Raw genomic sequence first — 24,402 nt, forward strand, 5'->3', positions numbered from 1 at the left:
CCCTACCACCCCGGAGGTGCGGCGCACGTCGATTGAATTTTGGTCACAGCGGCTACGGGCGAGCGTCTATCCTGTGCCCCCCCGGCGCTCCCAGGAGGTCGTTCGTGTCCGCTCGTGTTTCTCTCACCCGCACATACCCGCTGGTCCTCGCGCTCCTCGCCTCGCCCGCGTGCCATGTCGAAGAGAAGGCCGCCCCGACGCCGCCGCCGCTCCCCGCGCCCGCCGCCGCGCCCGCGCCTTCGAGCGAGGGCGAGCAGCGGGACGCGCGCGCGGAGTTCATCCGGTCGAGGTATACGAAATACGAATATCGCATTCCCATGCGCGACGGCGTGCGGCTCTTCACGGTGGTGTACGTGCCGAGCGACGCGAGCCCGTCACGGAAGTATCCGTTCCTCATGATGCGCACGCCCTACTCCGTGGCGCCATACGGGGCCGATCGGTATCGCGGGCGTTTTCTCACCGAGGCCTTCGAGAAGGAGGGCTTCATCTTCGTGCATCAGGACGTGCGCGGCCGCTACATGTCCGAGGGCGAGTTCGTGAACGTGCGCCCGCACCTCGACAAGAAGGGGCCGAAGGACATCGACGAGAGCACGGATACGTACGACACGCTCGAGTGGCTGACGAAAAACGTGGCCGGGAACAACGGGCGCGCGGGCATGCTCGGGGTGTCGTATCCGGGGTTTTATTCGTCGGCCGGCGCGATCGACTCGCACCCTTCGTTGAAGGCGGTCTCGCCGCAGGCGCCGATCGGGGACTGGTTCCGCGGCGACGACATGCACCGGCACGGCGCCTTCAATTTGCAGCTCGCGTTCCATTTCTTCGGGTCGTTCGACAAACCGCGGCCGAAGCCCAAGGAGGACAGCGAGGACGACTGGGAAGGGGTCGACTACGGGACGCCCGACGCCTATCGGTTTTTCCTCTCCGCGGGGCCCCTGTCCGAGGCCGAGGCGAAGCATTTCAAGGGTGATCGCCCGTTCTTCCGCGACATCGTGGCGCACCCGAACTACGACGCGTTCTGGCAAGCCCGGAACATCCTGCCCCACCTGCGCAACATCAAGGCCGCCGTGCTCGTCGTGGGAGGATTTTTCGATACGGAGGATCTCTACGGCCCGCTCGCCACGTACCGCGCGATCGAGGCACAAAACCCGGGCGCGAAGAATTCGATCGTGATGGGGCCGTGGAAACACGGGGGCTGGTACCATACGACAGGGGACAAACTCGGCGACGCGGATTTCGGGTTCGCGACGTCGCCCGTGCTCCAGGATCTCGAGTTCGCGTTCTTCAAGCACCACCTGAAGGACGGGCCGGATCCGGAGCTCGCCGAGGCGCTGGTCTTCGAGGGGGGCGCCAATCGCTTCCGGCGGTTCGACGCCTGGCCTCCGCGCGAGGCGAAGAAGGGGCGGCTTTATTTGCAAGGCAGCGGCGCGCTGTCGTTCGAGCCGCCGAAGAACGGGGAGGCCGAGAGCGACGAATACCTGAGCGACCCCGACAAACCGGTGCCGTACACGCAGGAGATGTCGAATGGCTGGTCGTCGAGCTACATGGCCGAGGATCAGCGCTTCGCGTCGCGACGGCCCGACGTGCTCGAATATCGCTCGGAGCCGCTCGAGCGGGACGTCACGCTCGCGGGCCCGCTCGAAGCCGAGCTCTGGGTGAGCACGACGGGGACCGACGCGGACTGGGTGGTGAAGCTCATCGACGAGAACCCCGGAAAGATGCCGGGATTCAAGAAGGAAGACCGGTGGGACGGCAAGAAGGACCGCGGCGGACAGCAGATCCTCGTGCGCGGCGAGCCGTTCCGCGGACGGTTCCGCGAGAGCTACGAGACACCAAAGCCGTTTGTCCCGGGCGAGCCGACGAAGGTGAAGTTCGCGGTGAACGACGTGTTCCACACGTTCAAACGCGGTCACCGGATCGTGATCCAGGTGCAATCGACCTGGTTCCCGTTCATCGATCGAAACCCGCAGAAATTCGTGCCGAACATCTTCGAGGCCAAACCAGGTGATTACACGAAGGCGACGCACCGCGTCTATCGATCCCAGGCGATGCCGAGCGCGCTGGAAGTGACGCTCCTCCCGGCGCTGGACGAGTAGGTTTTTCTTCGCACCTCGAACGTTTCTCCGGTACGCTCGCGCCGCCGATCCGCGATGAACACGATGAACCCCACCGCCCCGCCCGCCGCGCCCGCTGCCTCGACGGAAAACACGCCCGCGCAGGACCCCGAGCAACAATGGCTCGATACGGTCTATCGCAAAGGGGAAAAACAGCTCACGCCGCGCGCGGTCGTCGCCGGGATGCTCATCGGCGGGGTGATGTGTTTGTCCAACCTCTACGTCTTTTTCAAGACGGGCTGGAGCCTCGGGGTCACGTTGACCGCCTGCATCCTGGCGTTCGCCCTCTTCGAGCTCTTGCGCGCGGCGAAGCTGACGAAGGGCGAGTTCACGATCCTGGAGAACAACGCGATGGGCTCGGTCGCGTCCGCGGCCGGGTACATGACCGGCGGCGGGAACATGGCGGCGTTCGGCGCGTTGCTCATGGTCACGACGATGCGGCCGAGCGCGGTCTGGTTGATGCTGTGGTTCGGCGTGATCGCGGCGATGGGCGTGTTCGCGGCGATCCCGATCAAGCGGCAGCTCATCAACAAGGAGGCGCTCGCGTTCCCCACGGGGACGGCGACGGCCGAGACGCTGCGCTCGATGCACGTGGCAGCACATCACGGAGACGCGGGCGCAGAAGGCGCGGGCGCCGGCAAGGCGAAGGCGCGGCTGCTCGGGATCGCGGGGCTCATGGGCGCGATGCTCGCGTTTCTGCGCGACGCGAAGGAGGCGTGGATCAACCTGCCAAGCACGATCGCGCTGCCCTTCACGATCGCGGGGCGCGCCGCGAAGGACTGGACGATCGCGCTGAACTGCGAGCTCGTGATGGTCGGCGCGGGCGCGCTCATGAGCTTCCGCACGGCGTGGTCGCTCCTGCTCTCGGGAATGGCCGGCTACGCGATCCTCGCGCCGCGGCTCGCCGCGGAGCACGCGATCAAAGAGGTGAGCTACAAGGCGATCGTCGGATGGACGCTCTGGCCAGGCGCCGCGATCCTCGTGGCCTCGGGCCTGACGAGCTTCTTGCTCGATTACAAGAGCATTGTCCGCTCGTTCCAGGGTTTGTCGGGGATATTCACGGGCGGCGCGAAGAAATCCGAGAAGGAGGAGCCGATCGCGGAGGTGGAGTGCCCGGCCTGGTGGTTCCCCGCGGGGTTTGCCGTGCTCGCGCCGATCGTGATTCTCTTGATGGGGTTCCTCTTCCAGATCCCGTTCTGGGCCGGGCTCATCGCGGTGCCGCTCGCGGTCGTGATGGGGTTCGTCGCGGCGCGCGTGACGGGCGAGACGGACGTGACGCCGACGAAGGCGCTCGGGCCGGTGACGCAGGCGATCTACGGGCTGCTGACGCCTGGCAACCTCGCCGGCAACATCATGAGCGCGAACGTGACGGGCGGGGTCGGGCTGCATTCGGCGGATTTGCTGACCGACCTGAAGAGCGGGTGGCTGCTCGGCGCGAGCCCGCGGCAGCAGCTCAAGGGGCAGCTCTTCGGCGTCGTGGCGGGGGCGCTCGTCGTGGTGCCGGCGTTCTGGCTCATCATGCCGGACCCGTCCGTGCTCGGCAGCGAGGAGTGGCCCGCGCCTTCGTGCCTCGTGTGGGCCGGCGTTTCGAAGGCATTCGCGGGCGGGCTCGGTGGTTTGCCCCCAGGGGCGGATCGGGCGATGGTGATCGGGCTTCTGCTCGGCGTCGTGCTCGCGCTCGCGGAGCGATTCGCGCCGAAGAAGCTGCTACCATTCGTGCCCTCGCCGGCGGGCCTCGGCATTGCGCTCGTGATCCCGGCGAGCAACGCGATCTCGATGTTCATCGGGGCGACGATCGCGTACGTGCTGCGCAAGACGAAGCCGGCGCTCGGCGAGCTGCTCACGGTGCCGGTGTCGAGCGGGTGGATCGCGGGCGAGAGCTTGATGGGTATCGCGATCAAGCTGCTGGTGGTGGCGGGGGTGCTGCAGAAGTAGGCGGGAGCCGGGGGACTGCGGTCAGCCCACGGGGACGAGGTCGATCCGGCCGAGCTCCTCGTGGACGGCCGCGACGGTCGCCTGGATGCGGTCGCCCACGGCAAACCGCTGGCCGTGGCCGATGAGGGCCTGCGCGGCGAGATCGGTGCGGAAGGGGCCGCCGGGGAGTGCTTCCATGGCAATGGAGCCCATCGCGCCCGTGCCGGCGATTTGTACGAGAAGGCCAAACGGCTTGATCGCGATGATGTTGCCCGAGACCTGCTCGCCGAGGCGGCTGGCATAAAGGCGCGCGACGAGCATGCGGTGACGCTCGGCCTCGGCTTTGCCCGCGTTCTGCGAGGAGCGATCACAATCGGCCGCGAGGACGGCGAGCCCGGCGCGGATGTCCTCGTAATCGCGGTGGCCTTCGAGGTACCGCTTGAGGATGCGGTGCACGACGAGGTCGGCGTACCTGCGGATCGGCGAGGTGAAATGCAGGTAGAGCGGCGCGCCGAGGCCAAAATGCGGGCCGGGATCGGGCGTGTAACGCGCCGGGCCGAGGGTCTGGCCGAGCACGGTGCGGATCGCAGGCTCGAAGCGCGCGCCGGCGATCTGCGTCTCGAACGCGGCGAGCGAGCGGGCCGAGAGGCGTGGGCCGAAGCCGGCCTCGATGCCGAAGTTGTGCGCGAGCTGCGCGAGCGTGCGGACGCGCTCGGGCGAGGGCTCGTCGTGGACGCGGTAGATGCCGGGGAGGCCACGTGCGACGAGCCATTCCGCGACGGCCTCGTTCGCCGCGACCATGAGCCGCTCGACGAGCCTGTGCGCAGGGGTCTCACGGCGCGCTTCGATCGCGATCGGCTCGCCCGTGCCGGCGTCGAGCTCGATCTTCGCCTCCTCGCGCGCGAGGTTCACCCCACCCCGCGCGGCGCGAACGGCGCTGAGGCGCGCGACCGCGGTGCGGAGCCAGCGGAGCGTGCTCTCGACGGCGGGCGGGACGCCTTCGGCGTGGCTTTCGGACAGGAACGTGTCGACAGCGTCGTACGTGAGGCGCGCGCGCGAGCGGACGAGGCTCTCGTAGACGTCGACCGAGGTGATGCGACCCTCGGGATCGATGCGGAGCTCGGCCGTGAGCGCAGGCCGGTCCTCGCCCTCGACGAGGCTCGCCGCGCGCGACGAGATGGCCTCGGGGAGCATCGGGAGCACGCGGCCCGCGAGGTAGACGCTCGTGCCGCGCAGGCGCGCCTCGCGATCGAGGATCGAGCGCTCGGGGACGAAGACGTCGACATCGGCGATGGAGACGAGCACGCGGAGCGCGCCGCTCGCGTCGGCCGGGTACGCCGAGAGCGCGTCGTCGATGTCGCGCGTGGAGGCCGCGTCGATGGTCACGGTCGGGACGCTCCGGAGATCGCGCCGCCGCTCCATGGGGATTGGCCGCGTGGCCGCTTCCTCGGCAGTACGATCGAGGGTCTCGGCGAAGACCGCGCGCAGGCCGTGCCGCGCGATGCAACGCTCGACGCCGAGATCGGCGCCTTCGGGGACGACACGCGCGACGACGAGGCGATCGCCCGAGACCTCGGCCACGACGTGCGTGCCCTCGGCGAGCTCGTTCGTCGTGTCGAGCGGCCAGTCCGTGTTCGCCACGGAGCGATCGATCCGCAGGTAGCGTTTGCCGCCGCGGAGGACGACGCTGCCGAAGACCTCGGCGCGGGCGCGGCTGACGAGCGCGAGCTCGGTGGCGACGAAGCGGCCGTTGCCTTCGGACGTGAGCCGCGCGGTTACGACGTCGCCGTCGAGGAAGGGGTTCAGATCCGGGGGGGCGATGAACGCGGAGATGGGCGTCGGCGCTTCGACGACGAGGAAGCCGAACCCTCGTGGATGAACGGAAATGCGCCCGCGTGTCGTGCCGTCGCTCATGTGCCGTCAGGACCGTCGCTCTCGGCTTGCCCGCGGCGCCACCGGAGCTGCATCTCGATCTCCTCGGCGTCGCCCTCGGCCTCGTGCTCGATCGAGAGCTCGGCGTCGTACGGGACCGTGACCCGCACGCCGCCGACCTGAACGCGGAACGGCTCGCCTCGCTCGACGGCATCGGCGACGCGGCGGAGCAGCGCGACGAACTCGTCCCTCGTACGGATGCGCGTGACGTCTCTGGCCATGGGCGGAGGATAATCGGCTCATCGTCGCGATGTCCATCGGAGGCATGTGCTAGTGTCCGGCCCCCTCAGGAAAACCGGAATGGAAGCGAAATCCGAGGTGATCCAGCGGCTCGAAGCGAAGGCGAACCGCGCCTTTCCGCACGTGCTCGCCGCGCGTGACCTCTCCGCGCGGACGCTCGAAAGGCTCCGCGAGCTCCTCCGCGGGCACGATCCGGAGGACGCGAGCATCGTCGTCTTCGGCTCGTTTGCCCGCGGCGAGTACACGCCCGGCAGCGACATCGACTGGACGCTGCTCGTCGACGGGCGCGCGGACCGGGTCCACTTCGACGAGGCCGTCGCGATCACGCGTATCCTGGACGCGGCGAAGTTCCAACCGCCGAGCCCGTTCGGCGTCTTCGACAACGTGTCCTTCAGCCACCCCTTGCTGCACCTCATCGGGGGCCACGACGACACGAACCGCAACACCACGCAGCGCATCCTGCTCCTGCTGGAGTCGATCGCGATCGGCCAGAGGGAGGCGCTCGATCGGGTCGTCGACCTCGTGCTGCACCGCTACGTCTCCGATGATCGTGGTCTCTTGTTCTCCAAGCGTTCGAAGCTCGTGCCGCGCGTCCTCTTGAACGACATCATCCGGTACTGGCGCACCATCACCGTCGACTTCGTGAACAAGCAGGGCTTCAAGGGCGGCTGGGCGCTGCGCAACATCAAGCTGCGCATGAGCCGCAAGTTGCTCTTTGCGAGCGGGATGCTCGCGTGCTTCGCGCTCGAGCTTTTTGGCAAAGGCGAATTCCGGCGTGGTGAGGGCGGCATCGATCCAGCGCGTGTCGTCCGCTACCTCCGCGAGCGGCTCCGCCTCTCGCCGTTCGAGCAGATGTGCGAGGTCCTGCTCCGGCCTACGATCTCCGTCGAGACCGCGCAGAAGGTGATGGGCTCGTACGATGCCTTCATGGCCATCCTCTCGGACGAGGACAAACGCCGGCACCTCTCCGATCTCCCGTTCGAAGCCTTCAATCAAGACGCGCTCTGGAAGGAAGCGACGAACTTGACCTATACCTTCCAGGATGGGCTCGATCAGGTCTTCTTCCTGGAGGACGAAGAGATCGCGGGCCTCGTGCGGCAATTCGGCGTGTTCTGAAGGGAGCCGTGGTTGCAGAGGTGCCGGCGGCGGAGTAACCACACGGCCTTCCCATGTCGGTTCCAGATGAACGACGCACGCACAGAGGCCTGACGATCGCGGGCCTCGTGCTCTGCCTCGCCATGGCCGCGCTCGAGGCCACCGTCGTGGCCACCGCGATGCCCACCGTCACGGGGGATCTCGGCGGCATCCAGTATTATTCGTGGGTCACGAACGCCTACCTGATCACGTCGGCGATCACGGTCCCCATCTTCGGCAAGCTCGCGGATCTGCACGGCCGAAAGCCCGTCTTGCTCGCGGGGATCGCCATCTTCCTCCTGGGCTCGGCGGCGAGCGGCGCGGCGCAGTCGATGCCAGCGCTCATCGTGTCCCGCGCGATCCAGGGGCTCGGCGCCGGGGCCATGCAGCCGATGCCGATCACGATCATCGCGGACATCTTCGGCATCGAGGAGCGCGCGAAGCTGCAAGGTTTCTTCGGCGCGGCGTGGGGCTTCTTCGGGCTCGTCGGGCCGATCATCGGCGGCGTGATCGTCGAGAACGTCTCCTGGCGCTGGGTTTTCTACATGAACCTGCCCTTCGGCGTGGCCGCCGCGGGCCTTCTCGTGACGGCCTTGCACGAGCGCGTGGAGCGGAAGAAGCGCCGCCTCGATCTCGCCGGCGCGGCCCTGCTCGCGAGCTTCGTGACAGCGCTGCTCCTCGCGAGCTCCGGGGTGCACGGCTCCGGCGCGTGGAGGTTCGTCCTCGCCACGGTGCTCTCCTTCGCGGCCTTCATTGCTGTCGAGCGTCGCGCCGAGGAGCCGCTCCTGCCGCTCTCGCTCTTCACGCGCCGGGTGATGGCGCTCTCGTCCGCGATGGGCGCAGTCATCGGCGGTGCGATGATCGCGATCCTCACGTACGTGCCCCTGTTCATCCAGGGCGTGCGCGGCGGGACGCCGACCCAGGCGGGCAGCTCCATCACGCCCATGCTCGTCACGTGGCCGATCGCGAGCTCACTCGCTGGGCGGCTCCTTCCGCGGGTGGGCTTTCGCGCGCTCGTTCGCCTGGGGATGGGCTGCACGGGGGCGGCCGCGGTCGCGCTTCCCTTCATCGCCGAGCAAGGGCCCCTCGCGCTGCGCGTGGTGACCGGGCTGTTCGGGTTCGGGATGGGCTGCGCCAACACGGCGCTCGTCATCGCGGTGCAGACCTCGGTGCGCTGGGAGCAACGTGGCATCGCGACCGCGAGCACGATGTTTTTCCGGACGATCGGCGGCGCCGTCGCGGTCGGCGTGATGGGTGGCGTGATCGTCGCGGCGCTCGGGAAGGACCCGTCGCTCCCGAAGGACGCGGCGAGCCAAGCGCTGTCACGGGAGGGGATGTCCACGCTCGGTCCCGACGTCGTGCAGCGGATCTCCGGCCTGCTCGATGCGGGCCTCGGGACGGTCTTCTGGATGATCGCGGGGCTCGGTTTCACCGCGTTCGTGGCGGCCCTGTTTTTCCCGGACGTTCCGCTGGAGACGATGACGTCGAAGCCGGCTCCCGCGTCGGCGCCTCCTGCGCATTGATCGTTTGACCACCAAATAGATCGTTCAGGGGACGGGCGCCGTCGTCGGGGCTCGCCGCGAGCGTGGCTGGATCTTGGTCACGCGCGGGTTCGGCGTGAGATCGAGCCCGAAGGCGATGCCGAGGCTCGCGCGCACGTCGTGCAGGGGGGCGAGCTCGAGCGCGGGGGGAACGAGGCGATAGCTGCCTTCGAAGAAGGCGGAGATCGGCTCGTCGTTGATCGCGAGGATCGTCCGCTCGACGCGGCCGTAGCCAAGCGCGCCGAGCTTCCAGGTGCGCTCGCTGGTCCAGTGCGGGGTGATCTCGGCGCGGGTGTCGAGCGAGAAGAGCCCGTCCTGCGTTTCGAAGCGGAAGCGGAGCGAGCCGGCCGTCCCGGGGGCGACACGATGCACGAGGCGAGGGCGCGCGATCGAGCCCTCGGGGCCGGTGCCGCGTTGCGGGCCGTAGACGTCGAGGTCGTACCGCACGCCTACGCCGATCTCGATGCTGCGGCCGGGATGGTTGGAGCGCAAAGGATCGAGGTAGGCGGTGGCGCGGGCGACGGAGACGCGGAGGAAGGGGATCGCCGCGCCGTCCGCGGCGCCCGTGGGCAGGGCACGCGGGACGGTGACGCGTCCGATCTCGCCATCGAAGCCGATATCGAAGGGGAAGGGGATGCTGAGTGGCGGCGAGGAGGGCAGGACGATGCGTGGCGCGAGATCGTGGCGGTGCGCGGCGGCGCCGTAGAGCGTGGCGTCGAAGGAGGGCATGTCCCCGAATGGGCGGACGAAGGGCGCGATGAAGCCCGAGAGAATGCGTTGATCGAATTGCCATTCGACCCGCGAGGGGCCCTCGCCGAAGGCATAACGACGGCGCACGGAGATGCCCGCGTGGACCTCGAGTGCAGGGGTGATCCGGCCGTTTTCGTTGCGCGCACCGGATGAGGCCGCGCCGAGGCGAATGCGGCTTTCGGGATCAAAACGAACGCGGAAGGTGCGGCCCTTGGGCGAATGACGAAAGTCTCCCTCGTACGCCGCGGCCATGGGCGCGGTGGTGATGGCGATCGCGGCGATCGCGGCGGTGAGGGAGCGTCGGATCACGGGTCCTCGAAGGCGGGCATCGGCTCGAAGACGCGCGGCGGGGCGCCGAAGGACATGCGCAGGCCCGCGAAGAAGCGGAGCTCGACCGCACGCACGTCACGCACGAAGTCGTTTTGCGTGCGGCCCTCGGCCGCGAGGCGGGCCGAGATCGGCTGGTCGTTGATCGCGACGAGCACGCCCTCGTACGCGAACGATCCCGCGAGGCGATTGACGCTCTCGCCCGTGAGGTCGCCCGAGACGATGGTGGGGCGGCGGAAGGTGAGATCACTGAAGAGATAATGCAGGCCGCCCTTGCCGAGGCTGATGCGCGATTCGATCGCGGCCGTGGGTCCGATGAAATAATTGCCCGATTTGCCGGAGACGATCTTCCGATCCTGCCAGTGCGCGCCGAAATCGCCGCCGAGTTCGATGCGGAGGTGGCTGTACATGTCGTCCGATTGCCAGGGGTTCCAGGCGACGTGGAACTCGCCGAACTCCATGTCGAGGGCGTCCCGGAACGAGGGCTGGCGATCGAGGACGGAAAGGACGCGGAAGCCGAAGCCCATGCGCGGCAGGATCGGGTGGACGTCGGGCTCGCCGAAGAAGGTGCTGATCCAGAAGAGCGGGCGCCTGTGCTCGTGCTGGTAATCGTAGGAGAGGAGTGTGCCGCGGAGCTCGAGGTCGGCGAAGGTCGCGCTGCCTTCGAGGATGCGGAGGTCGTGACGGGCTCGCTTTCGCGGCGAGAGAATGCTGAGGTGAATGCCCATCTCGGCGTTCGCCCGGGCAAACGGAAAGCCCGCGGGGACGGCGAAGCCGCGGCTCGATTGCAGAGTGGGAGCCCAGCCGACGCCGATGTAGAAACGGTTCAGGAGGTCGAATTTGACCTGAAAAGCCCGGCCACTCTCGCCGCGCGCGTAGCCCGGCGGGGCCTCGGCGACCGCGGGGACCATGCGTGCGCGGCGCGCGAGCTGCCGATATTCGTCGTCGCTGTGCGCCGAGCAGGGCTGGACCTTGTCGAGCGGATCGCCGATGCCGACCATCTCGCCGGGAGCGGCGAGGCACGTCTCTCCTTTGGCGTCCTGCGTGCATTGGACGCGGAGCGTTTTCCCCTCCTTCAGATGATAACAGCTCACGGGCTGGTCCCAGCGGAGCGCTGGCGGAGCGTCGTCCGCCGCGGCAGGCGCCGCGAACGCGAGGAGCGGGGCGGTGAGCAGCGCGGAGAGGATGAGGCGTCGGGGAGGTGATCGCACGGTGTTACCTCGTGGCGAAGGCGCCGGCGCGCGAAAAAGAGATCGCGGCATCCAGCAAGCTATCACGAGAGAAGCACGCGGCGTGCCCGCAAGAGGGCAGGGGAGGGAGGAAGGACCTGTCCATTCCGAAAGTGCAGAACATCGACGACGACCGGCGGAAATTCGACAGGGTCTGCGAAGGCGCGGACGCGGCTCGGCGCGGGATCCTGCCAACACGGCTGCGCACGTGGCGCCGTGCCTTTGCCGACATTGAACGGTCCGGGGTGTCCTTGCTAGATTCGGCCGATGACGAAGACCTTCCGATCCTTGGTTCGACGGGCAAACACATTCCAGGCGGCCGTGGCCCTCACGGCGGTATCCCTCACGGGGTGCAGCGACGATCCGGCGCAAAACCCGCCCTGCGTGGGCGATGCGTGCAATCCCCCCGAGCAGACGTGCGTGCCGACGATGGACTTCGAGGGGCTCGACGGCGGGCTCACGGAGACGCTGCGCAGGTTCTACAATGGCAGCGGCGACGGGGGACTCGCGCACATCACGTACTGGAGCCTCAAGGCAGGGACGCCCGAATTCGACGATCTTCCGGCCGAGGAGCAAGCGAAGGTCAAGAAGATGCAGGCGAGCGTCCTGCATTCGCTGAAGCTCGCGCCAAAGGACGACGTGGCCGGCATCGAGGTCACGGGCACGCTTACGGTGACCGAGGGCGGGGTCACGCGGACGCAGGAGATCGTGCTGAAGATGCCGAATGATTGGAACGGCAAGCTCGTGGTGGCCGGGACGCCCGGGACGCGCAATGAATTCTCGAACGATGGGACGATCGTTCCCTGGGTGCTGAAGCGCGGGTATGCGTACGTGGCCGGGAACAAGGGAATGACGAACGGCGGGGCCGATGGGAACGCGACCTTGCTCTCGAAGACGCACCCGACGCAGCACTGGGGCGCGATGATGCTGGATCTCGCGGCGTGGGCCTCGACGTCGATCGAGATCGTGACGTGCAAAGCGCCGACGCATGTGTATGCGGTGGGGCTCTCGAACGGCGGATACCAGGTGCGGCGCGCGCTGGAGCTCGATCACGAGCGCGAGAAGGCCGGCGGGAAGCGGATCTTCGCGGGCGGGCTCGATTGGTCGGGCGCGTACTGGCCCGACGCGCGGGTGCTCGACAAGGACAAGGACGGGACGGTGACGCCGGCCGAGTATGCCGCGGCAAACCACCTCGTGAGCACGAACGAGCGCGCGGCGCTGGCGATGAAGTGGGCCTACGATCCCGCGACGCTCTCGACGCCGGCCGCGTACACCGAGATGCCGCCGTTCTCGGGGGCGCAGGATGCGATGATCGCCGCGGGTTTCGGCGCGCCGTCGGCGACGATCTGGAGCGCGTACAACACGGCGTTCGATTCGCTGAAGGCGTCGCTCCCGCAATTCAAGGGGATCGGGTACTACAACTTCACGGCCTATTACTTCAAGGCGGAGCTGCTCGGCCACGATCTCACCGAGAGCGCGGCGTATAGCTGCTTCCCGCCGAACGACATGGATCCGCCGCCGTTCTACGCGTTCCTGACCTCGGCCGAGGACGCGGGCTGGACGCCGGAGAGCGTGTCGTTTGCCCTGAAAAACGCGAATACCGGCGAGTTCTCGGCGCCGCTCGTGAGCATCCACGGCGACGCGGACGGGCTACTCGGGGTGATCGCGAACGCGGAGGCCTATCGCGACGCGGTGACCGCGTACGGCGATCCGGACATGTACCGGCTCTACGTGGTGGCCGGCGGCGGCCACGTGGATCTGCATTCGGACGGGGTGCTCGATTTCGATTTCGACGGTACGCCGGCCGAGGAGGGCGCCCAGGACAAGTTCACGATCCTGCAGCCCTACGCGGAGCGCGCATTCGACGCCCTCGTGGAGTGGGCCGAGAAGGGCACGGCGCCGCCGCCGAGCAAGACGCTGGCTACGGATTTGGTGAACGATCAGCTCGACGCGTCGAAGATCGAGCTCTGAAGAGGACCCTCAGGAGGGCCGCTCCGGCGCATCCGCTGCGAGCCGCCCTCGCTGGCGCCGCGCCTGCATGCGCCGGAACTTCTCCCGCAGGTGATAAAGCGTCTCCAGGAGCGCGCCCAGGAATTCGAGCGCCTCTTTTGCGTCCTGGTGCGAGGCCTTCGGATCCGTGGGCAGCACGCCGACGTCGCCGAGGAACCGGAGCTCCTCGCCCCAGCGGCAAAGCTCCTCGCTGATGAGGCCCTTCGTGTAGAGCGCCCGCAGGCCGTCGAGGAAACGCTCGTGATCGGGCGCGAACTCGCGCACCACGACCTCCAGCGTGCGCCGCGCCATGACCGCCGTGGCCATCCACGCGCCGGCCGCCTCGCACCGCAGCGTCTCCTGGTACGACTCCATCACCCGCGGCGGGAGCTCGAAATCGATGGGCCGGAGCACCGAAGGCCAGAGCTGCCGCGGCTCCGCGGCCGCGCCGTCGGTTTCGTGCTCGTATTCGACGAGCCCAACGCGGTTGCAGCGGGCGCAGTGGCCGAAGACGTAGTCCTTCGAGGTCCCGTCCTGCTGCTGGTACTTGTGCTCGCCGTGGTGCACGAGCTGCACCTGCATGCGACACGCCTGGCAATAAAAGCTCGGGTTGCGCTGCGTCGACATGGCTACTCCTCGCGACGATGGATGCCCACTCTTTCACGGAGGCCCGCCGGGAGCAATGCCCATTCCGTGCCCGACGCACCTCGGCGCCCCCCGTGCGCGGGCCCCCCTGGGCTACTCGTCTTCCGGCTTTCCGTCTTCGTACTTCGGCGCGAGCGGCGCGCTCTGCCCCTTGGGGTCGAGCAGCTCGAAGGTATTGACGCAGAGGCCGAGCGGGACGACCCACACGTCCCATATGTCGAGCGGCGCCATTCCGATGAGCGCGAACAGGCGATTGCCGTCCTCGAACATCGTGATGCGCAGTCTGAGCTTGCCGAAATCACTCGCCTGCACCGCGACCGCGTCCGCGGCCCAGCCGAACGGGAACTTGTTCAGCTTCATGCGCTGGAGCGCGAGCTGCTGGAGATAACATTGCCGCTCCAGCCATTCAGCCACATTGCCCTTCTTCGGCGCGGGGCGGACGCCGACCGTGAAGAGGATCGGCGGGAGCATCTCCTTCGCCGCGCTGAAGAGCGCGAGCGGGGCGAACTCGGACTCCTTGGAGAAGTCGATCTTGGACGCCGGCGCGGGCTGCTGATACCAGCCGTCGGGCAGGAGAATGCTGAAATCGAGATCCGAGCGAGGCTGCCGGACCGTGACGGTAATGCAATCCTTCAGCTCTTCCGCGTTCGGGAAGACGCCTTGGGTCGGGAGATCCGGATCGTCGAGCGCCATGTCGAGCTCTTCCTTGCTGGAATCGAGTCTAGCACCTTCGTCACGAGGGATCGTCGAAGACGAAGAGGTGCGCGAGGCCCTCGCCGTCGACGGCGATCGTGCGGCCATCGAACAGGCGGGGCGTGCCGATGATCTCGTCCGGCTCGGCGAGCGCGGCGAAGGTCTCGCGCTTGACGTCGAGCAGGATGAAGCGGGTCGTCGCCGGGCGCTCCTCGTCGCCGGGCTTTTCCGTGCGGAAGAAGGCGACAGAGCGGGCGCTCTGCGTGAACGTGGGCGTGCGCGCCGGGTCGAGGTAGCTGCTCTCGTAAAGGACGTGGCCCTCGCCTTCGAGGCGCGGGACGACGATGAGCGCGGTTTTCTCCTGGTCTTCGTGCACGCAGAAGAGGCCGAGCGTCGCGCCCTTGGGTGACCAGAAAGGCAGGATGTGGACGTTTCCGCCCGGGATCTCGGTGAAGATCGAGGTCACGACCGCGTTTTTCTCGCGCTTGACGAGCCAGACCTCGGAGATCTCCTCGCCCTCGCGCCCGGCCGTGTATACGATGTGCTCGCCGTCGGGCGAGACCACGATCTGCGCAGGGAACGAGGGATCGGCGTCGTCCTCGAAGGGGCCGAGCGCGCGCGGCTCTTCCTCGTCGAGCCCATACCGAAGCAGCGATTTGCGATAGGGATCCGCGACAAGGATGGCTTTGCCACCGGCTGTCCAGCCAAACCCCGTCCCTTCCACGCGCCGGATCTCGCCCGGCGCATCCGCACTCGCCCAGCCGACGGTGCCGCGCGCGCCATGACCGAGGAGCGGCGCGACGCGATACGCGATGTGCGAGCCGTCCGGGGAAAATGCGAGGTCCTCGACGCGGCCGGGCTTGAAGGGGACGAGGAGCCGGACCGAGTGGGCATTGTGGATCTCGCCGATCCAGATTCCGGTTTGTCCCTCGGGACCGTCTTCGCGGACAAAGGCGATACGATGGCCGGAGGGCGCGAGCCGGCAGAGCCGCAGGACGGCGTCGCTGGGCACGGGCGCTTGGAGCGTGCGGTGCTGGTAGCGGAGTCCGGCTAGTTGGGTGGCCATGCCGTGAAATATCCGTTGAGCTCGTGCAGGCGTTCGATGAAATCAGCGAGGTCCGGATCGGGCGCCGGCTCGAGCTCGCGGACGGCGAGCAGGCCGATCGTGATGGATTCGCGCTCGTCCTCGGTGGGCGTGCGGTCGTTCGCCGTCATCGATTGCATGGCGGCGAGCTGGCGGGCGATGGATTCGTAGGTGACCGAGCGCGGGGCGCCTTGGAAGCGCGCCTCGGCCTCGATCTGCGTCTGCGCGAGGACGTCGAAAAAATCCTTCCGGTTGTCGAGCGGACGGTTCATGCGGGATCAGGCGGCGGGCTTCACGCCGATTTCGTTGATGTTCGAGTTGTTGCCGATGTAATACTGGGTCGCGCCGCCCGGGGTCATCACCGGCTTGTTCTTCACGCTCCACGTGTCGAGGATCTTCGCCGCCGTGGTCTTCAGGTAGGGCGTGGACGGCGGAATGGCATACGGCTTCGCGATCTTCTCGACGACCGTGCCGTCCTGCTTCGTTCCCATCCAGCCAATGCCGAGATCGGGCGGCGTGGCCATGGAGCTCGCGAAGTAATTGCCCTTGAACCCGCCCGGGACCTGCCATTGCGTGAGCCGCTTCGGCGCCGGCGGCGGCGGACCCACGGAGAGGGGCTCCTTGAAATCGACGCCCCTCATGTGACTCAGGATCTCGTTGATCTCCTGCGGGTAGTTGTAATTGCGCACCTTCCCGAGGGCCTGGTCGAATTTCTGGCCGTTGTCCTTGTAGAAGTGGAGCGCGATCTTCTTCCGGGCGGCCATCTGCGCGACGCTGCTGCCCTTCTCCGCGGCGATCTTGAACATCTGCGGCGTCGGGGGCCGGAAGCCGATGATCTGGCGCTGCATGGCCAGGCGCACGGCCTTGGGCTTGGGCTGGCCAAACGTCTCCAGAACCGCGCCGAGCGTGCGACCCTGGGGCCTTCGCGCGCCGTCGCTCGCGCTGCCCTCGACCTTGGGCGCTCCCCCGGGCACGCTCTTCGTATTGACGTAGACGTGTTTGCCCTCGATGATGACGTCTCCGCCCGATTTCAGGACGACGTTGCGATCGGCGAGCAAATTGATGTTCGCGTCGTCGAGGATGCTCGTGCCCTTGCCCGTGGTGAGCGAGATCTTCGGGTGGACCGTCTCGATCATCGTCTCCTTGAGCACCATCGTGGGCTCGTTCGGTTTGTCCGGGTCTTTCTCCCGGAACTCGACCATGGCGGCGACGCTGCGCTGGCCGACCATGACGTTGTCGACGGCGCCGATGAAGGAGCTCCTGTTTGCGCCCACGAAGATCGAGCGATTCGCGCCCGTCCGCTCGTTTTCGTTCGCCTTGACGAGCTTCGAGAGGTTTCGCTGGGCCTGCATGTAGAGCACCTCCTTGCCCGCGGCATCGTCGAAGGTGATCTCGTTCCAGCCCTCGGATTTCGGCGAGGACTGCGATTTCCACGTGCTCACCGTCCGCTGCTCGGGGAGGTTGAAAGGCACGGGCGCGACCTTGTTGTAGGCGCGGCCGAGAAGGACGGGTTGATCCGGATCCCCTTCGAGGAAGCCGATCAAGACCTCCTGGCTCACGCGCGGCAGGACGATCATACCGAACGCGCCGCCGGCCCAGCCCTGGCTCACGCGAATCCAGCAGGACGATTGATCGTCGTATTGCCCGTCGCGATCCCAGTGGAATTGCACGCGCACGCGGCCGTGCTCGTCGGTGTGGATCTCCTCGCCCTTCGGGCCGACGACGATCGCGCTCTCGACGCCCTCGACGACGGGCTTCGGCGTGACCTTCATCGGCCGGAACCGCGTCTTCTCCTCGACGAACGCGGCATACCCGGAGAGCGTCCACTCGCCGTCGTGCGTGCCTTCGAGCGAGACCTCCGTGCAGAGGAAGCGGCCCGCCGAGACGTCGCCGCGCGGGTGATTCTCGATCTTGAAGAGCAGCCCCGGCGCGAGGTCGTACGCGTTCGCGTCGAACTGGAGCTCGCGCTTGCCGCGGCGCGCGGCCGCGAGGTCGATGTCGGCGACAAGCTTGCCCTCGGGGTCCGCAGGGACGCGCGGCTGCTCGCGCCGATCCTTGACGAGCCCGGCGGGCGTGTACCGGTAAAGCTCGTAAAAATCCTCGGGCTTCGAGGCCTTCTCGGCGTCGCCGAGGAGGTGGAAATCGGGGCGCACGAAGTCGTAATCGCGGAAGCTCGCCGCGCCGGGGCGAATGCGGTGCGCGATCTTGACGTTGCGGACGAACTCCTTGCGCGCGTCCTGGTTCGGCGCGTACACGAAGGGCAGGATGGGGCGCTCCTCGCCCGCCTCGGGTTTGTCCGAAAGGATCAGCTCGGTCGTGTACGTGCCGGCGTTGCCGCCGCCGACCTGCTTGAAGAAATAGGAGATGCCCTCCTCTTCGAGCAGGCGGCTCACGAAGTCGTAATCGCTCTCCTCGTACTGGACGCGATATTCGTGCTCCTGGTGCTCGTCGACCGTCTTCATCTGGTGGACGATCGAATACTCGTCGAGGATCTGCTTGACGATCGCGGGGATCGTCATGTGCTGGAAGATGCGGTTCCGCTTGCGGAGCCTGAGGAGCCACATCTGCGGCACGATCCGCACGAAATAGGTCGAAAGACCCGTCGGCTCGGCCTGCACCATCTGAATGTGGCTGGCGACGCCGGACCACGCGCGCGGCCCCGAGAGCGGGCCGCCCATCATCAAGAATGCGGCAGGTCTCCCGACGAACCCCTCGAGATCGAGCCCTGGCAGGCGCGAGCGCGCGAGCACGCCCACGTCGAACGAGCCAGAGATCGGCTCCCGGACGGAGAAATGCCGCACCGAGAGGGAGTCTTCATTGTTTTCGAAGGCAAGCTCCAGCAGCGCCATGATCGGCCTCTTCGGTTACGTCAGATCGTGTCGTCCGGATCGTCTTGCTTCACGGGGCGCAAGGGCGGGAGCGCGCGACCGTGCGTGATGTCCGCGACGCGCGCGAACCAGCGCGTCGTCCACGTGGCGGCGAGATCCCTGAGCTTCTCCATGCCCTCGTCGAGTATCTCCCGCGTCGTCGTGGCGAGGGGGAAATCCTTCTTCAGGAAATACATGCGTTTGTCCGGGTCGAGGTGGAAATACCCTCCCCCCTGGTCGAAGAGCCCGCCGATCGCCGGATCGTTGAGCGCGCGGCCGACCTTCATGAAGGCGTCGATCTGCGCCTCCGGCGCGCCGTCGCGCCACGCCTTCGCCACGAAGACGCGCCCGACGAGCGCGTCCTTCTCGGGCTCGTGCCGGAAGCCGAACTCGCCGAACGAGATGTCCCCGTTCGCATCGAACGCCGCGTCGTAGCGGTTTTCTTTGCGCGCGTAGAACTGCATGAGGGCCTCGGCCCTGTCCCGCCCCGGCGGCATCGCGCTGTTCGTCGCCATCGTCGTCCCTTTGCCTTCCGCCTCGGCGCCTTATTTGTTCTTGCCGCAGCCGCAGGTGTCGCCGGTGTTCCGGTTCTGCTGCTGGTAGGCCTTGAAATAAAGATCGTCGTCGATGCCGTGGTATTCGGTCATCCCCGGCAGCCAGTGCTTGTCGAGGTTCTTGCCGTTCGTCTCGAAATCGGCAGCCTGGCCGCGCTCGCCCGAGAACGTGACGACGTTGCCGCCGCCCGCGTACTTCGCGTGATTGCTCGGATTGTCGCCGAGGCCGAACACCATCGGCGTCGCGTCGTTCACGTGCACGTAATGCGTGTACTTCGGCCCGTTCACCCATTGCGGCGCCGCGGAGCCGAAGCTCGTGACCTTGACGTTCTCGTCGAGGCCCGCGTTCGGCGAGGGCGAACCCGCCTTGAGCGTGTTGTTCGCGTCGTAGAGCGCGAGGCTCGTGACGGCGCCGCCCTGGCTATGGGCGAAGATCTCGACGGGCCGCCCCGACTCGCGCTCGGCCACGACGAGGTCGCTCAGCGTGTTCACCGCGGGGTTTCGTCCGTCCGTCGTGAGGTCCTTCTTGCCCGCCGCCGCCTCGCGAATGAGGCGCCGATCCTTCGAGGTCTGCTGCGCGTCCTTGGCAAACCCTTCGGTGGCATTGTAAACGCCGACGACGGTGGCGCACGTCATGTCGCCGAGCTGCTTCAGCGTCTCGCAATGGGTGGTGCGCGTCGTATTGATGCCGTTGACGTAGAAGATCGTGCGCGGAGGTTTGCCCTCGGTGCATTTCGCGCAGCAATCCTTCGTCGCCTGCGAGGTGTTTCGCGCAGGATCGTCCGGCCGTTCTGGGTCGTAGGCCGAATGGGTCGCCGACGATGGGTTGTAGCCGCTTTTCTTCGCGTTTTCTATATCGGCCCGCGTGACCTCCTGGCCCTTCTGGGTGAGCGGCACGCATTTGCCGTTCACGTAGCCGAAGATCGCGCCGTCGTGGTCGACGTCCTTGCCGGTGCACGCAATACAAGGCTGGGCCGGGGGTTTGCCCGTGAAATGCTCCTTGGCCTTCGCATACGCGTCGCTGACGGCCTTCGCGCCGGAGTCGAGCGCGTCCTTGCCCGCGCCGAGCACGTTGTACCCGGCGTCCGCCACGGCCCGCGTCGCGCCCCGGACCCCTTCCTTGACGGTGTCCTTGACCGCGACCGCGGCATTGCCGACGGCCTTCGCGCCCGTCACGACGGCATTGCCGACGGCCTTCGCGCCGCTGACGATCCCGTCGCCAATCATCTGCGCGCCACCCGTGATGGCGCCGGCTGTCTTCTTGGCCGCGTTCGAGGCCGCGCCCAAAGCTCTCTGCAATAGACCGCCACCAGGCATGACTCAGGTCTCCTCGAGCGTACGAAGAAGCTTGCGCGTGAAGTCCGAGATCCACGCGGCCTTGTCACCGGACGAGAGGTGCTTGGCCGCGAGCGTCTCCGCCACGGCCGGCATCGCCGTATCGAAATCACCGCCGAGCGCCCAGGCCGTGATCACGTACGTCACGAGCTCGAGCTCCGTCGTGAAGCCGTGCAGCGTGCGCGCACGATCGATCTGTTCGGCGACGAAATACTTGAGCGAAGGCCTCGGCTCCTCCCGCGCGTCCGGAAACTGCGTCTGGAGGAAGTTCACCGTGCGATCCGTGAAGCGCTCCTCCGAGGCCTTGGAGAAGGCGCGCATCTGCGCCGGGCGCAGCTTGTAGAGGACGTCCTCGCGCTTGCGCGGCGCGCCCTCGACGAGGCGTTTCCAGAAGAGCGCGCCGAGGCCGTCTTCCGTGGGGATGCCGTACTCGCTCACGGGGCCGTAAAAATCGTCGAGCTCCTGCGCGGTGCAGCAGTCGAGCCACGTGACGAGCACGCGCGGATCGTAGAAGCGGAAGTTCATCTTCGTGCCCGCCGGCGACTGGACCAGGAGGTAGCGGCGGAAGTGACGACGCACGCCTTCGAGGTTCGTGTCGGCGATCGCGAAGATGCAGAGGCTCGGATCCTCGGTGAGGCCCTCGCGCAGCCAGGTCCAGGTCGAAGGATCGACCTGGAAGAGGTACGGCGCGGCGTCGGCCCACTCGCTCGCGTCCTTGGGTTTGTAGAGACAGACCGCGGCGTGGGGGCCGGCTTGCGTGGCCTTCTCCGCGACGAACGGCGCGTCCGCAGCGTCGACCGCGGCGAACAGGCGGCCCGATCGCGTGAGGCGCTCGATGCCGTCGGCGAAGGCCGCGGTCGTGACGAGAGGGGACTCGTGCTCGTTCATGCCGTTGTCCATCAAGCCTCGTTCTCCCTCAGAAGTCGCACTTGATCGGCGTGAACGGCGCCGCCGCGCGTTTCGCGGCCTTGAGCGTCAGCGCCTGGGACTTGTTGCGGATGCCGACCGCGTCGACGATGACGCCCGGCGGTTGATCGGGCGGTGGCGCGCCGGGAACGTACGGAGGCGGGGTGCCGCCGATGAGCACGGTCATGCAGCCGATCGCGATCGGATCGATGCCCGCGACGCCGGGGACGCCGGGCGCCTTCGGGGGCTCCTTCTTCTCCTCGGCGGGGCCGATCTCGATGTTGAGCTTGAAGCCGAGGCCCGCGAGCAAGGCGCCGACCTTCGCGCCGAACCCCATCTGGAGCTTGCCGTCGCGGTAGCCCGCGTACGCGCTCGCGCGCGCCTCCGCGGTGAGCAGCGCGCCCGAGGCCTCGCCGCCGATGCTGACGTCGAGGTTCACGAGCGGGATCGTGAACGTCTTCTTGCCCGAGGCTTTGCCCTCGACGACGGACGCGCCCGCGCCCGCGCCCGCCTCGACATACGCGGACTCGACCTTGCCGTTCTTGACCTCGAACTGCCCGCCCGCGGCCGCGTCGGCCTTCGCGGTGAGGACCTTGGCCTCGCCCGAGACTTCACCCCAGCCCTTCGCGTCGCCGGCCTTGCCCGCGGCCGCGAAGAGCGAACCTTCGATCTCGGCCTTGCCGCCGGCGTTCGCCTTCATGTTGCGAACGTTCTCGATCTCGGCGGTTGCCCCGATGGAACCCTTCGTCGAGCCGGAGAAGAACTGCGCGTAGTTGTCGACGGGTTTGCCGTCGGCGCCCTTGGGCACGGTGGTCGCGCTCCAGAGCTCCTTGTTCGCGCCGAGCGCGACCTTGGGCTTCCACGCTTGATCCTTCGGATCGCGGCCGTGCGCGACCTGATCGAGCGCCTTGTCGCCGGCCTTGTTCTTCGCCTGGTCCCAGGCTTCGCCGAGCGTCTTGCCCGTGCCCTCGCCCTCGGTGGCGTACTTGTTTTCCTTCGTCGCGGACCCGTCCGCTTTGAAGGTCCACTTCGCCTGCTCGGGTTTGGCCGCGTCGCCTCCGCCGACCGCGGTGGAGGGCATCATGCAGGTGCACGCGTCGCCCACGCGCGCGGCGCCGACCTTGTTGATGAAGACCGTGAACGACGTCTGCGTGACGGGCCCGGGGCCGTGCAGCGGACAGACGTGTTTGTCGGTCAGGCGCGCGGCGGGCATCCCGCCGATGGTGACGTCGGGCGAACCCTCGGCGAGCACGCCGCCGTGCACCGTCAGATCGCCTTTGCGTGCGGCTTGCGGCATGGCGGTCTCCTAGCAGTTGATCTTCACGAACGGGCCGCCGTGGATGACGACCTCGCCACCCGCGTTGAGCTTGATGTCACCGTCGGCCTTCAGCGTGATCGTGGCTCCGTCGAGCGTGATCGTGGCCTTGCCCGTGGTCAGCGTGATCTTGCCGTCGACCATCTCGATCATGGTCTCTTGCTTCTCGACGTCGGGGTTGCCCATGGCCTCGACCTTGAGGTCCTTGGGTTTGGCCATGATGAGCGCGTACTTCGAACCGACGAGCGTGGTGTCGACGGCGCCGACGACGCTCGAACGGTTTGCCCCGACGACCATCGTGCGGTTCGCGCCGGTGCGCTCGGTCTCGTTGCGCTTGACGAGCTTCGAGAGATCACGCTGCGCTTGGACGAAGAAGAGCTCCTTGCCCGCCTTGTCCTCGAACATGATCTCGTTGAAGCCGCCGGTCGTCGGCGAGCTGTTCGTCTTCCAGGTGCTCTTCGTCTTCTCGTCGGGCAGCTTGTACGGGACGCGGTTCTTGCCGTTGTAGAGGCGGCCGACGATGACGGGTTCGTCGGGGTTGCCCTCCCAGAAGCCGACGAGGACCTCCTGGCCGATGCGCGGGATCGTCATCATGCCGTACGCGGCGCCGGCCCAGCCCTGGCTCACGCGGATCCAGCAGGTCGAGTTCTCGTCGTACTTGCCGTCGCGATCCCAGTGGAACTGCACGCGCACACGGCCGTACTCGTCGGTGTAGATCTCCTCGCCCTTCGGGCCGACGACGAACGCGCTCTGGATGCCGTTGATCTTGGGGCGCGGCGTGCGCTGCGCGGGCCGGTGCAGGACGTCGATGAACGTGGCCTCGCCGGAGAGCGTCCACTCGCCGTCGGGCGTGCCTTCGTGCATCGCCTCGAGGACGAGGAGCTTCTTGCCCGGATCGAGGTCCTCGCGCGGGTGGTTGTCGATGCTGAAGATCACGCCCGGCGCGAGATCGAAGGCGTTCGCCTCGTACGAGACGACGCGCTTCGTGCGGCGCTCGGCTTCGAGCAGGATGTCCGCGCGGCGCTTGCCTTCCTTGTCGTCGGTGAAGGCGCCGTGCTCGTAGACGTATTGCTCGAAGAAGTCTTCCTTCTTGGTCTTCTCGGCCTCGCCGCGGAGGAGGAACTTGGGTTTTTCGAAGTCGTAGTCGCGGATCACCGCGGCGCCGGGGCGAACCTGGTGCGCGAGGTGGACGCGGCAGATCCACTCGTTGTTGCCGGGCTGGTTCGGGTTCTCCGCGTGGCGGATGGGCTTGCGCGCCTCGCCGCGCGTGGGCGCGTCCGCGAGGTGGAGCTCGCTGACGATCTTGTCGCCGTTCATCGCCTGGCCGAACCAGTACGAGATGCCTTCTTCCTCGAGCAGGCGGCTCACGAAGGCGAAATCGGTCTCGCCGTATTGGACGCGGTACTCGTGCTCGGGGTGCGGCTCGGTGAGCTTCTCCTTGGGCGTGATGCCGTACTCGCCGAGGACCTTCTTGACGATGTCGGGGATCGACATCTTCTGGAAGATCCGGTTGCCCTTGCGCTGCGTGAGCAGCCACATCGTGGGCACGATCCGGATGAGGTAGGTGGAGAGTCCGAGCGAGGTGCCGGTCGGCGGCTCGACGTCGATCTGCTCGGCGTGGCTGACGACGCCGGTCCAGCCGCGTGGCACGTTCAAGTTGCCAATCGCGAGCAAGCCTCCGGCCTTGCCGACGAGCGATTCGAGGTCGATGTCTTCCTTCGGCGAGCGCGCGACGATGCTGGCGCTGAAGAGCGTCGAGATGCCTTCGTGCACCGAGAAGTGCCGCACGGAGAGGCTCTGCTCGCCGGACTCGAAGGAGAGATCGAGGATCGCCAT

The 24,402-nt window shown here is 67.3% G+C and carries 19 protein-coding genes; 5 read left to right on the forward strand and 14 right to left on the reverse strand.

The window, feature by feature from the left end:
• Positions 1-104: 104 nt before the first annotated feature.
• Together KEG57_RS33840 and KEG57_RS33845 are read left to right on the forward strand one after the other, a co-directional pair.
• Positions 105-2,093 carry a CocE/NonD family hydrolase gene (locus tag KEG57_RS33840; protein ID WP_272421571.1) on the forward strand — a complete coding sequence of 663 codons (1,989 nt, stop codon included), beginning with the start codon at positions 105-107 and terminating at the stop codon, positions 2,091-2,093.
• 63 nt (positions 2,094-2,156) lie between these two features.
• Positions 2,157-4,046 carry an OPT family oligopeptide transporter gene (locus KEG57_RS33845; protein ID WP_272421572.1) on the forward strand — a complete coding sequence of 630 codons (1,890 nt, stop codon included), beginning with the start codon at positions 2,157-2,159 and terminating at the stop codon, positions 4,044-4,046.
• 21 nt (positions 4,047-4,067) lie between these two features.
• On the opposite strand, the gene KEG57_RS33850 is transcribed toward KEG57_RS33845, so the two are convergent.
• Positions 4,068-5,939: a ribonuclease R family protein gene (locus tag KEG57_RS33850; RefSeq protein ID WP_272421574.1), complete on the reverse strand. Its 1,872-nt coding sequence runs from the start codon at positions 5,937-5,939 to the stop codon at positions 4,068-4,070.
• On the reverse strand, positions 5,936-6,178 hold the full coding sequence (locus tag KEG57_RS33855; protein ID WP_272421575.1) for an amphi-Trp domain-containing protein: 243 nt from the start codon (positions 6,176-6,178) through the stop codon (positions 5,936-5,938). The genes KEG57_RS33850 and KEG57_RS33855 overlap by 4 nt, the downstream gene beginning before the upstream one ends.
• A gap of 79 nt (positions 6,179-6,257) precedes the next feature.
• Between KEG57_RS33855 and KEG57_RS33860 the strand changes: the two genes are divergently transcribed.
• Together KEG57_RS33860 and KEG57_RS33865 are read left to right on the forward strand one after the other, a co-directional pair.
• Complete coding sequence (locus tag KEG57_RS33860; RefSeq protein WP_272421576.1) at positions 6,258-7,313, forward strand: nucleotidyltransferase domain-containing protein; 1,056 nt, start codon at positions 6,258-6,260, stop codon at positions 7,311-7,313.
• Positions 7,314-7,366: 53 nt separating this feature from the next.
• Positions 7,367-8,854 (forward strand): MDR family MFS transporter, encoded by a 1,488-nt coding sequence (locus KEG57_RS33865; protein WP_272421577.1) that lies wholly within the window; start codon positions 7,367-7,369, stop codon positions 8,852-8,854.
• Positions 8,855-8,878: 24 nt separating this feature from the next.
• Here KEG57_RS33865 and KEG57_RS33870 read toward each other — a convergent pair whose 3' ends face one another.
• Both KEG57_RS33870 and KEG57_RS33875 read right to left on the reverse strand, forming a co-directional pair.
• Entirely contained in the window at positions 8,879-9,931 is a 1,053-nt protein-coding gene (locus KEG57_RS33870; RefSeq protein WP_272421578.1) for a hypothetical protein, read from the reverse strand.
• Positions 9,928-11,160 (reverse strand): hypothetical protein, encoded by a 1,233-nt coding sequence (locus KEG57_RS33875; protein ID WP_272421579.1) that lies wholly within the window; start codon positions 11,158-11,160, stop codon positions 9,928-9,930. Before KEG57_RS33875 ends, KEG57_RS33870 begins: the two co-directional genes overlap by 4 nt.
• A 285-nt stretch (positions 11,161-11,445) precedes the next feature.
• Here KEG57_RS33875 and KEG57_RS33880 point away from each other — a divergent pair, with 285 nt between their 5' ends.
• Complete coding sequence (locus KEG57_RS33880) at positions 11,446-13,149, forward strand: alpha/beta hydrolase domain-containing protein (RefSeq protein WP_272421580.1); 1,704 nt, start codon at positions 11,446-11,448, stop codon at positions 13,147-13,149.
• A 9-nt stretch (positions 13,150-13,158) separates the two neighbouring features.
• On the opposite strand, the gene KEG57_RS33885 is transcribed toward KEG57_RS33880, so the two are convergent.
• The 10 genes from KEG57_RS33885 to KEG57_RS33930 all read right to left on the reverse strand — a co-directional run bounded on the left by KEG57_RS33885 (position 13,159) and on the right by KEG57_RS33930 (position 24,402).
• Positions 13,159-13,794: a DUF4145 domain-containing protein gene (locus KEG57_RS33885; protein ID WP_272421582.1), complete on the reverse strand. Its 636-nt coding sequence runs from the start codon at positions 13,792-13,794 to the stop codon at positions 13,159-13,161.
• Between the two features lie 111 nt (positions 13,795-13,905).
• Positions 13,906-14,505 carry a hypothetical protein gene (locus KEG57_RS33890; RefSeq protein ID WP_272421583.1) on the reverse strand — a complete coding sequence of 200 codons (600 nt, stop codon included), beginning with the start codon at positions 14,503-14,505 and terminating at the stop codon, positions 13,906-13,908.
• Positions 14,506-14,545: 40 nt separating this feature from the next.
• Positions 14,546-15,571, reverse strand: a complete 1,026-nt coding sequence (locus tag KEG57_RS33895) for a TolB-like translocation protein (protein WP_272421584.1) — start codon at positions 15,569-15,571, stop codon at positions 14,546-14,548.
• A complete protein-coding gene (locus KEG57_RS33900; RefSeq protein WP_272421585.1) occupies positions 15,556-15,861 on the reverse strand; it encodes an immunity protein Tsi6 family protein in 306 nt (101 codons plus the stop codon). The genes KEG57_RS33895 and KEG57_RS33900 overlap by 16 nt, the downstream gene beginning before the upstream one ends.
• 6 nt (positions 15,862-15,867) lie before the next feature.
• Positions 15,868-18,438, reverse strand: a complete 2,571-nt coding sequence (tssI, locus tag KEG57_RS33905) for a type VI secretion system tip protein TssI/VgrG (protein WP_272421586.1) — start codon at positions 18,436-18,438, stop codon at positions 15,868-15,870.
• Between the two features lie 20 nt (positions 18,439-18,458).
• Positions 18,459-18,971, reverse strand: coding sequence for a hypothetical protein (locus KEG57_RS33910; RefSeq protein WP_272421587.1), 513 nt, complete (start codon positions 18,969-18,971; stop codon positions 18,459-18,461).
• 30 nt (positions 18,972-19,001) lie between these two features.
• Complete coding sequence (locus KEG57_RS33915; protein ID WP_272421588.1) at positions 19,002-20,327, reverse strand: alpha/beta hydrolase family protein; 1,326 nt, start codon at positions 20,325-20,327, stop codon at positions 19,002-19,004.
• A gap of 3 nt (positions 20,328-20,330) precedes the next feature.
• Positions 20,331-21,245, reverse strand: coding sequence for a DUF4123 domain-containing protein (locus KEG57_RS33920; protein WP_272421788.1), 915 nt, complete (start codon positions 21,243-21,245; stop codon positions 20,331-20,333).
• 16 nt (positions 21,246-21,261) lie between these two features.
• The gene (locus KEG57_RS33925; protein WP_272421589.1) at positions 21,262-22,548 is read right to left on the reverse strand and encodes a PAAR domain-containing protein; all 1,287 of its coding nucleotides are present in this window, start codon (positions 22,546-22,548) and stop codon (positions 21,262-21,264) included.
• Between the two features lie 9 nt (positions 22,549-22,557).
• The gene (locus KEG57_RS33930; protein WP_272421590.1) at positions 22,558-24,402 is read right to left on the reverse strand and encodes a type VI secretion system Vgr family protein; all 1,845 of its coding nucleotides are present in this window, start codon (positions 24,400-24,402) and stop codon (positions 22,558-22,560) included.

It is taken from the genome of Polyangium jinanense, from assembly GCF_028435365.1.

Bases quoted from the DNA above. Each gene is read 5' to 3' on its own strand.
- KEG57_RS33845 (WP_272421572.1), top strand. From the start codon at position 2,157: ATGAACCCCACCGCCCCGCCCGCCGCGCCCGCTGCCTCGACGGAAAAC.
- KEG57_RS33850 (WP_272421574.1), bottom strand. From the start codon at position 5,939: ATGAGCGACGGCACGACACGCGGGCGCATTTCCGTTCATCCACGAGGG.
- KEG57_RS33855 (WP_272421575.1), bottom strand. From the start codon at position 6,178: ATGGCCAGAGACGTCACGCGCATCCGTACGAGGGACGAGTTCGTCGCG.
- KEG57_RS33860 (WP_272421576.1), top strand. From the start codon at position 6,258: ATGGAAGCGAAATCCGAGGTGATCCAGCGGCTCGAAGCGAAGGCGAAC.
- KEG57_RS33865 (WP_272421577.1), top strand. From the start codon at position 7,367: ATGTCGGTTCCAGATGAACGACGCACGCACAGAGGCCTGACGATCGCG.
- KEG57_RS33880 (WP_272421580.1), top strand. From the start codon at position 11,446: ATGACGAAGACCTTCCGATCCTTGGTTCGACGGGCAAACACATTCCAG.
- KEG57_RS33885 (WP_272421582.1), bottom strand. From the start codon at position 13,794: ATGTCGACGCAGCGCAACCCGAGCTTTTATTGCCAGGCGTGTCGCATG.
- KEG57_RS33890 (WP_272421583.1), bottom strand. From the start codon at position 14,505: ATGGCGCTCGACGATCCGGATCTCCCGACCCAAGGCGTCTTCCCGAAC.
- KEG57_RS33895 (WP_272421584.1), bottom strand. From the start codon at position 15,571: ATGGCCACCCAACTAGCCGGACTCCGCTACCAGCACCGCACGCTCCAA.
- KEG57_RS33900 (WP_272421585.1), bottom strand. From the start codon at position 15,861: ATGAACCGTCCGCTCGACAACCGGAAGGATTTTTTCGACGTCCTCGCG.
- tssI (WP_272421586.1), bottom strand. From the start codon at position 18,438: ATGGCGCTGCTGGAGCTTGCCTTCGAAAACAATGAAGACTCCCTCTCG.
- KEG57_RS33910 (WP_272421587.1), bottom strand. From the start codon at position 18,971: ATGGCGACGAACAGCGCGATGCCGCCGGGGCGGGACAGGGCCGAGGCC.
- KEG57_RS33915 (WP_272421588.1), bottom strand. From the start codon at position 20,327: ATGCCTGGTGGCGGTCTATTGCAGAGAGCTTTGGGCGCGGCCTCGAAC.
- KEG57_RS33920 (WP_272421788.1), bottom strand. From the start codon at position 21,245: ATGGACAACGGCATGAACGAGCACGAGTCCCCTCTCGTCACGACCGCG.
- KEG57_RS33925 (WP_272421589.1), bottom strand. From the start codon at position 22,548: ATGCCGCAAGCCGCACGCAAAGGCGATCTGACGGTGCACGGCGGCGTG.
- KEG57_RS33930 (WP_272421590.1), bottom strand. From the start codon at position 24,402: ATGGCGATCCTCGATCTCTCCTTCGAGTCCGGCGAGCAGAGCCTCTCC.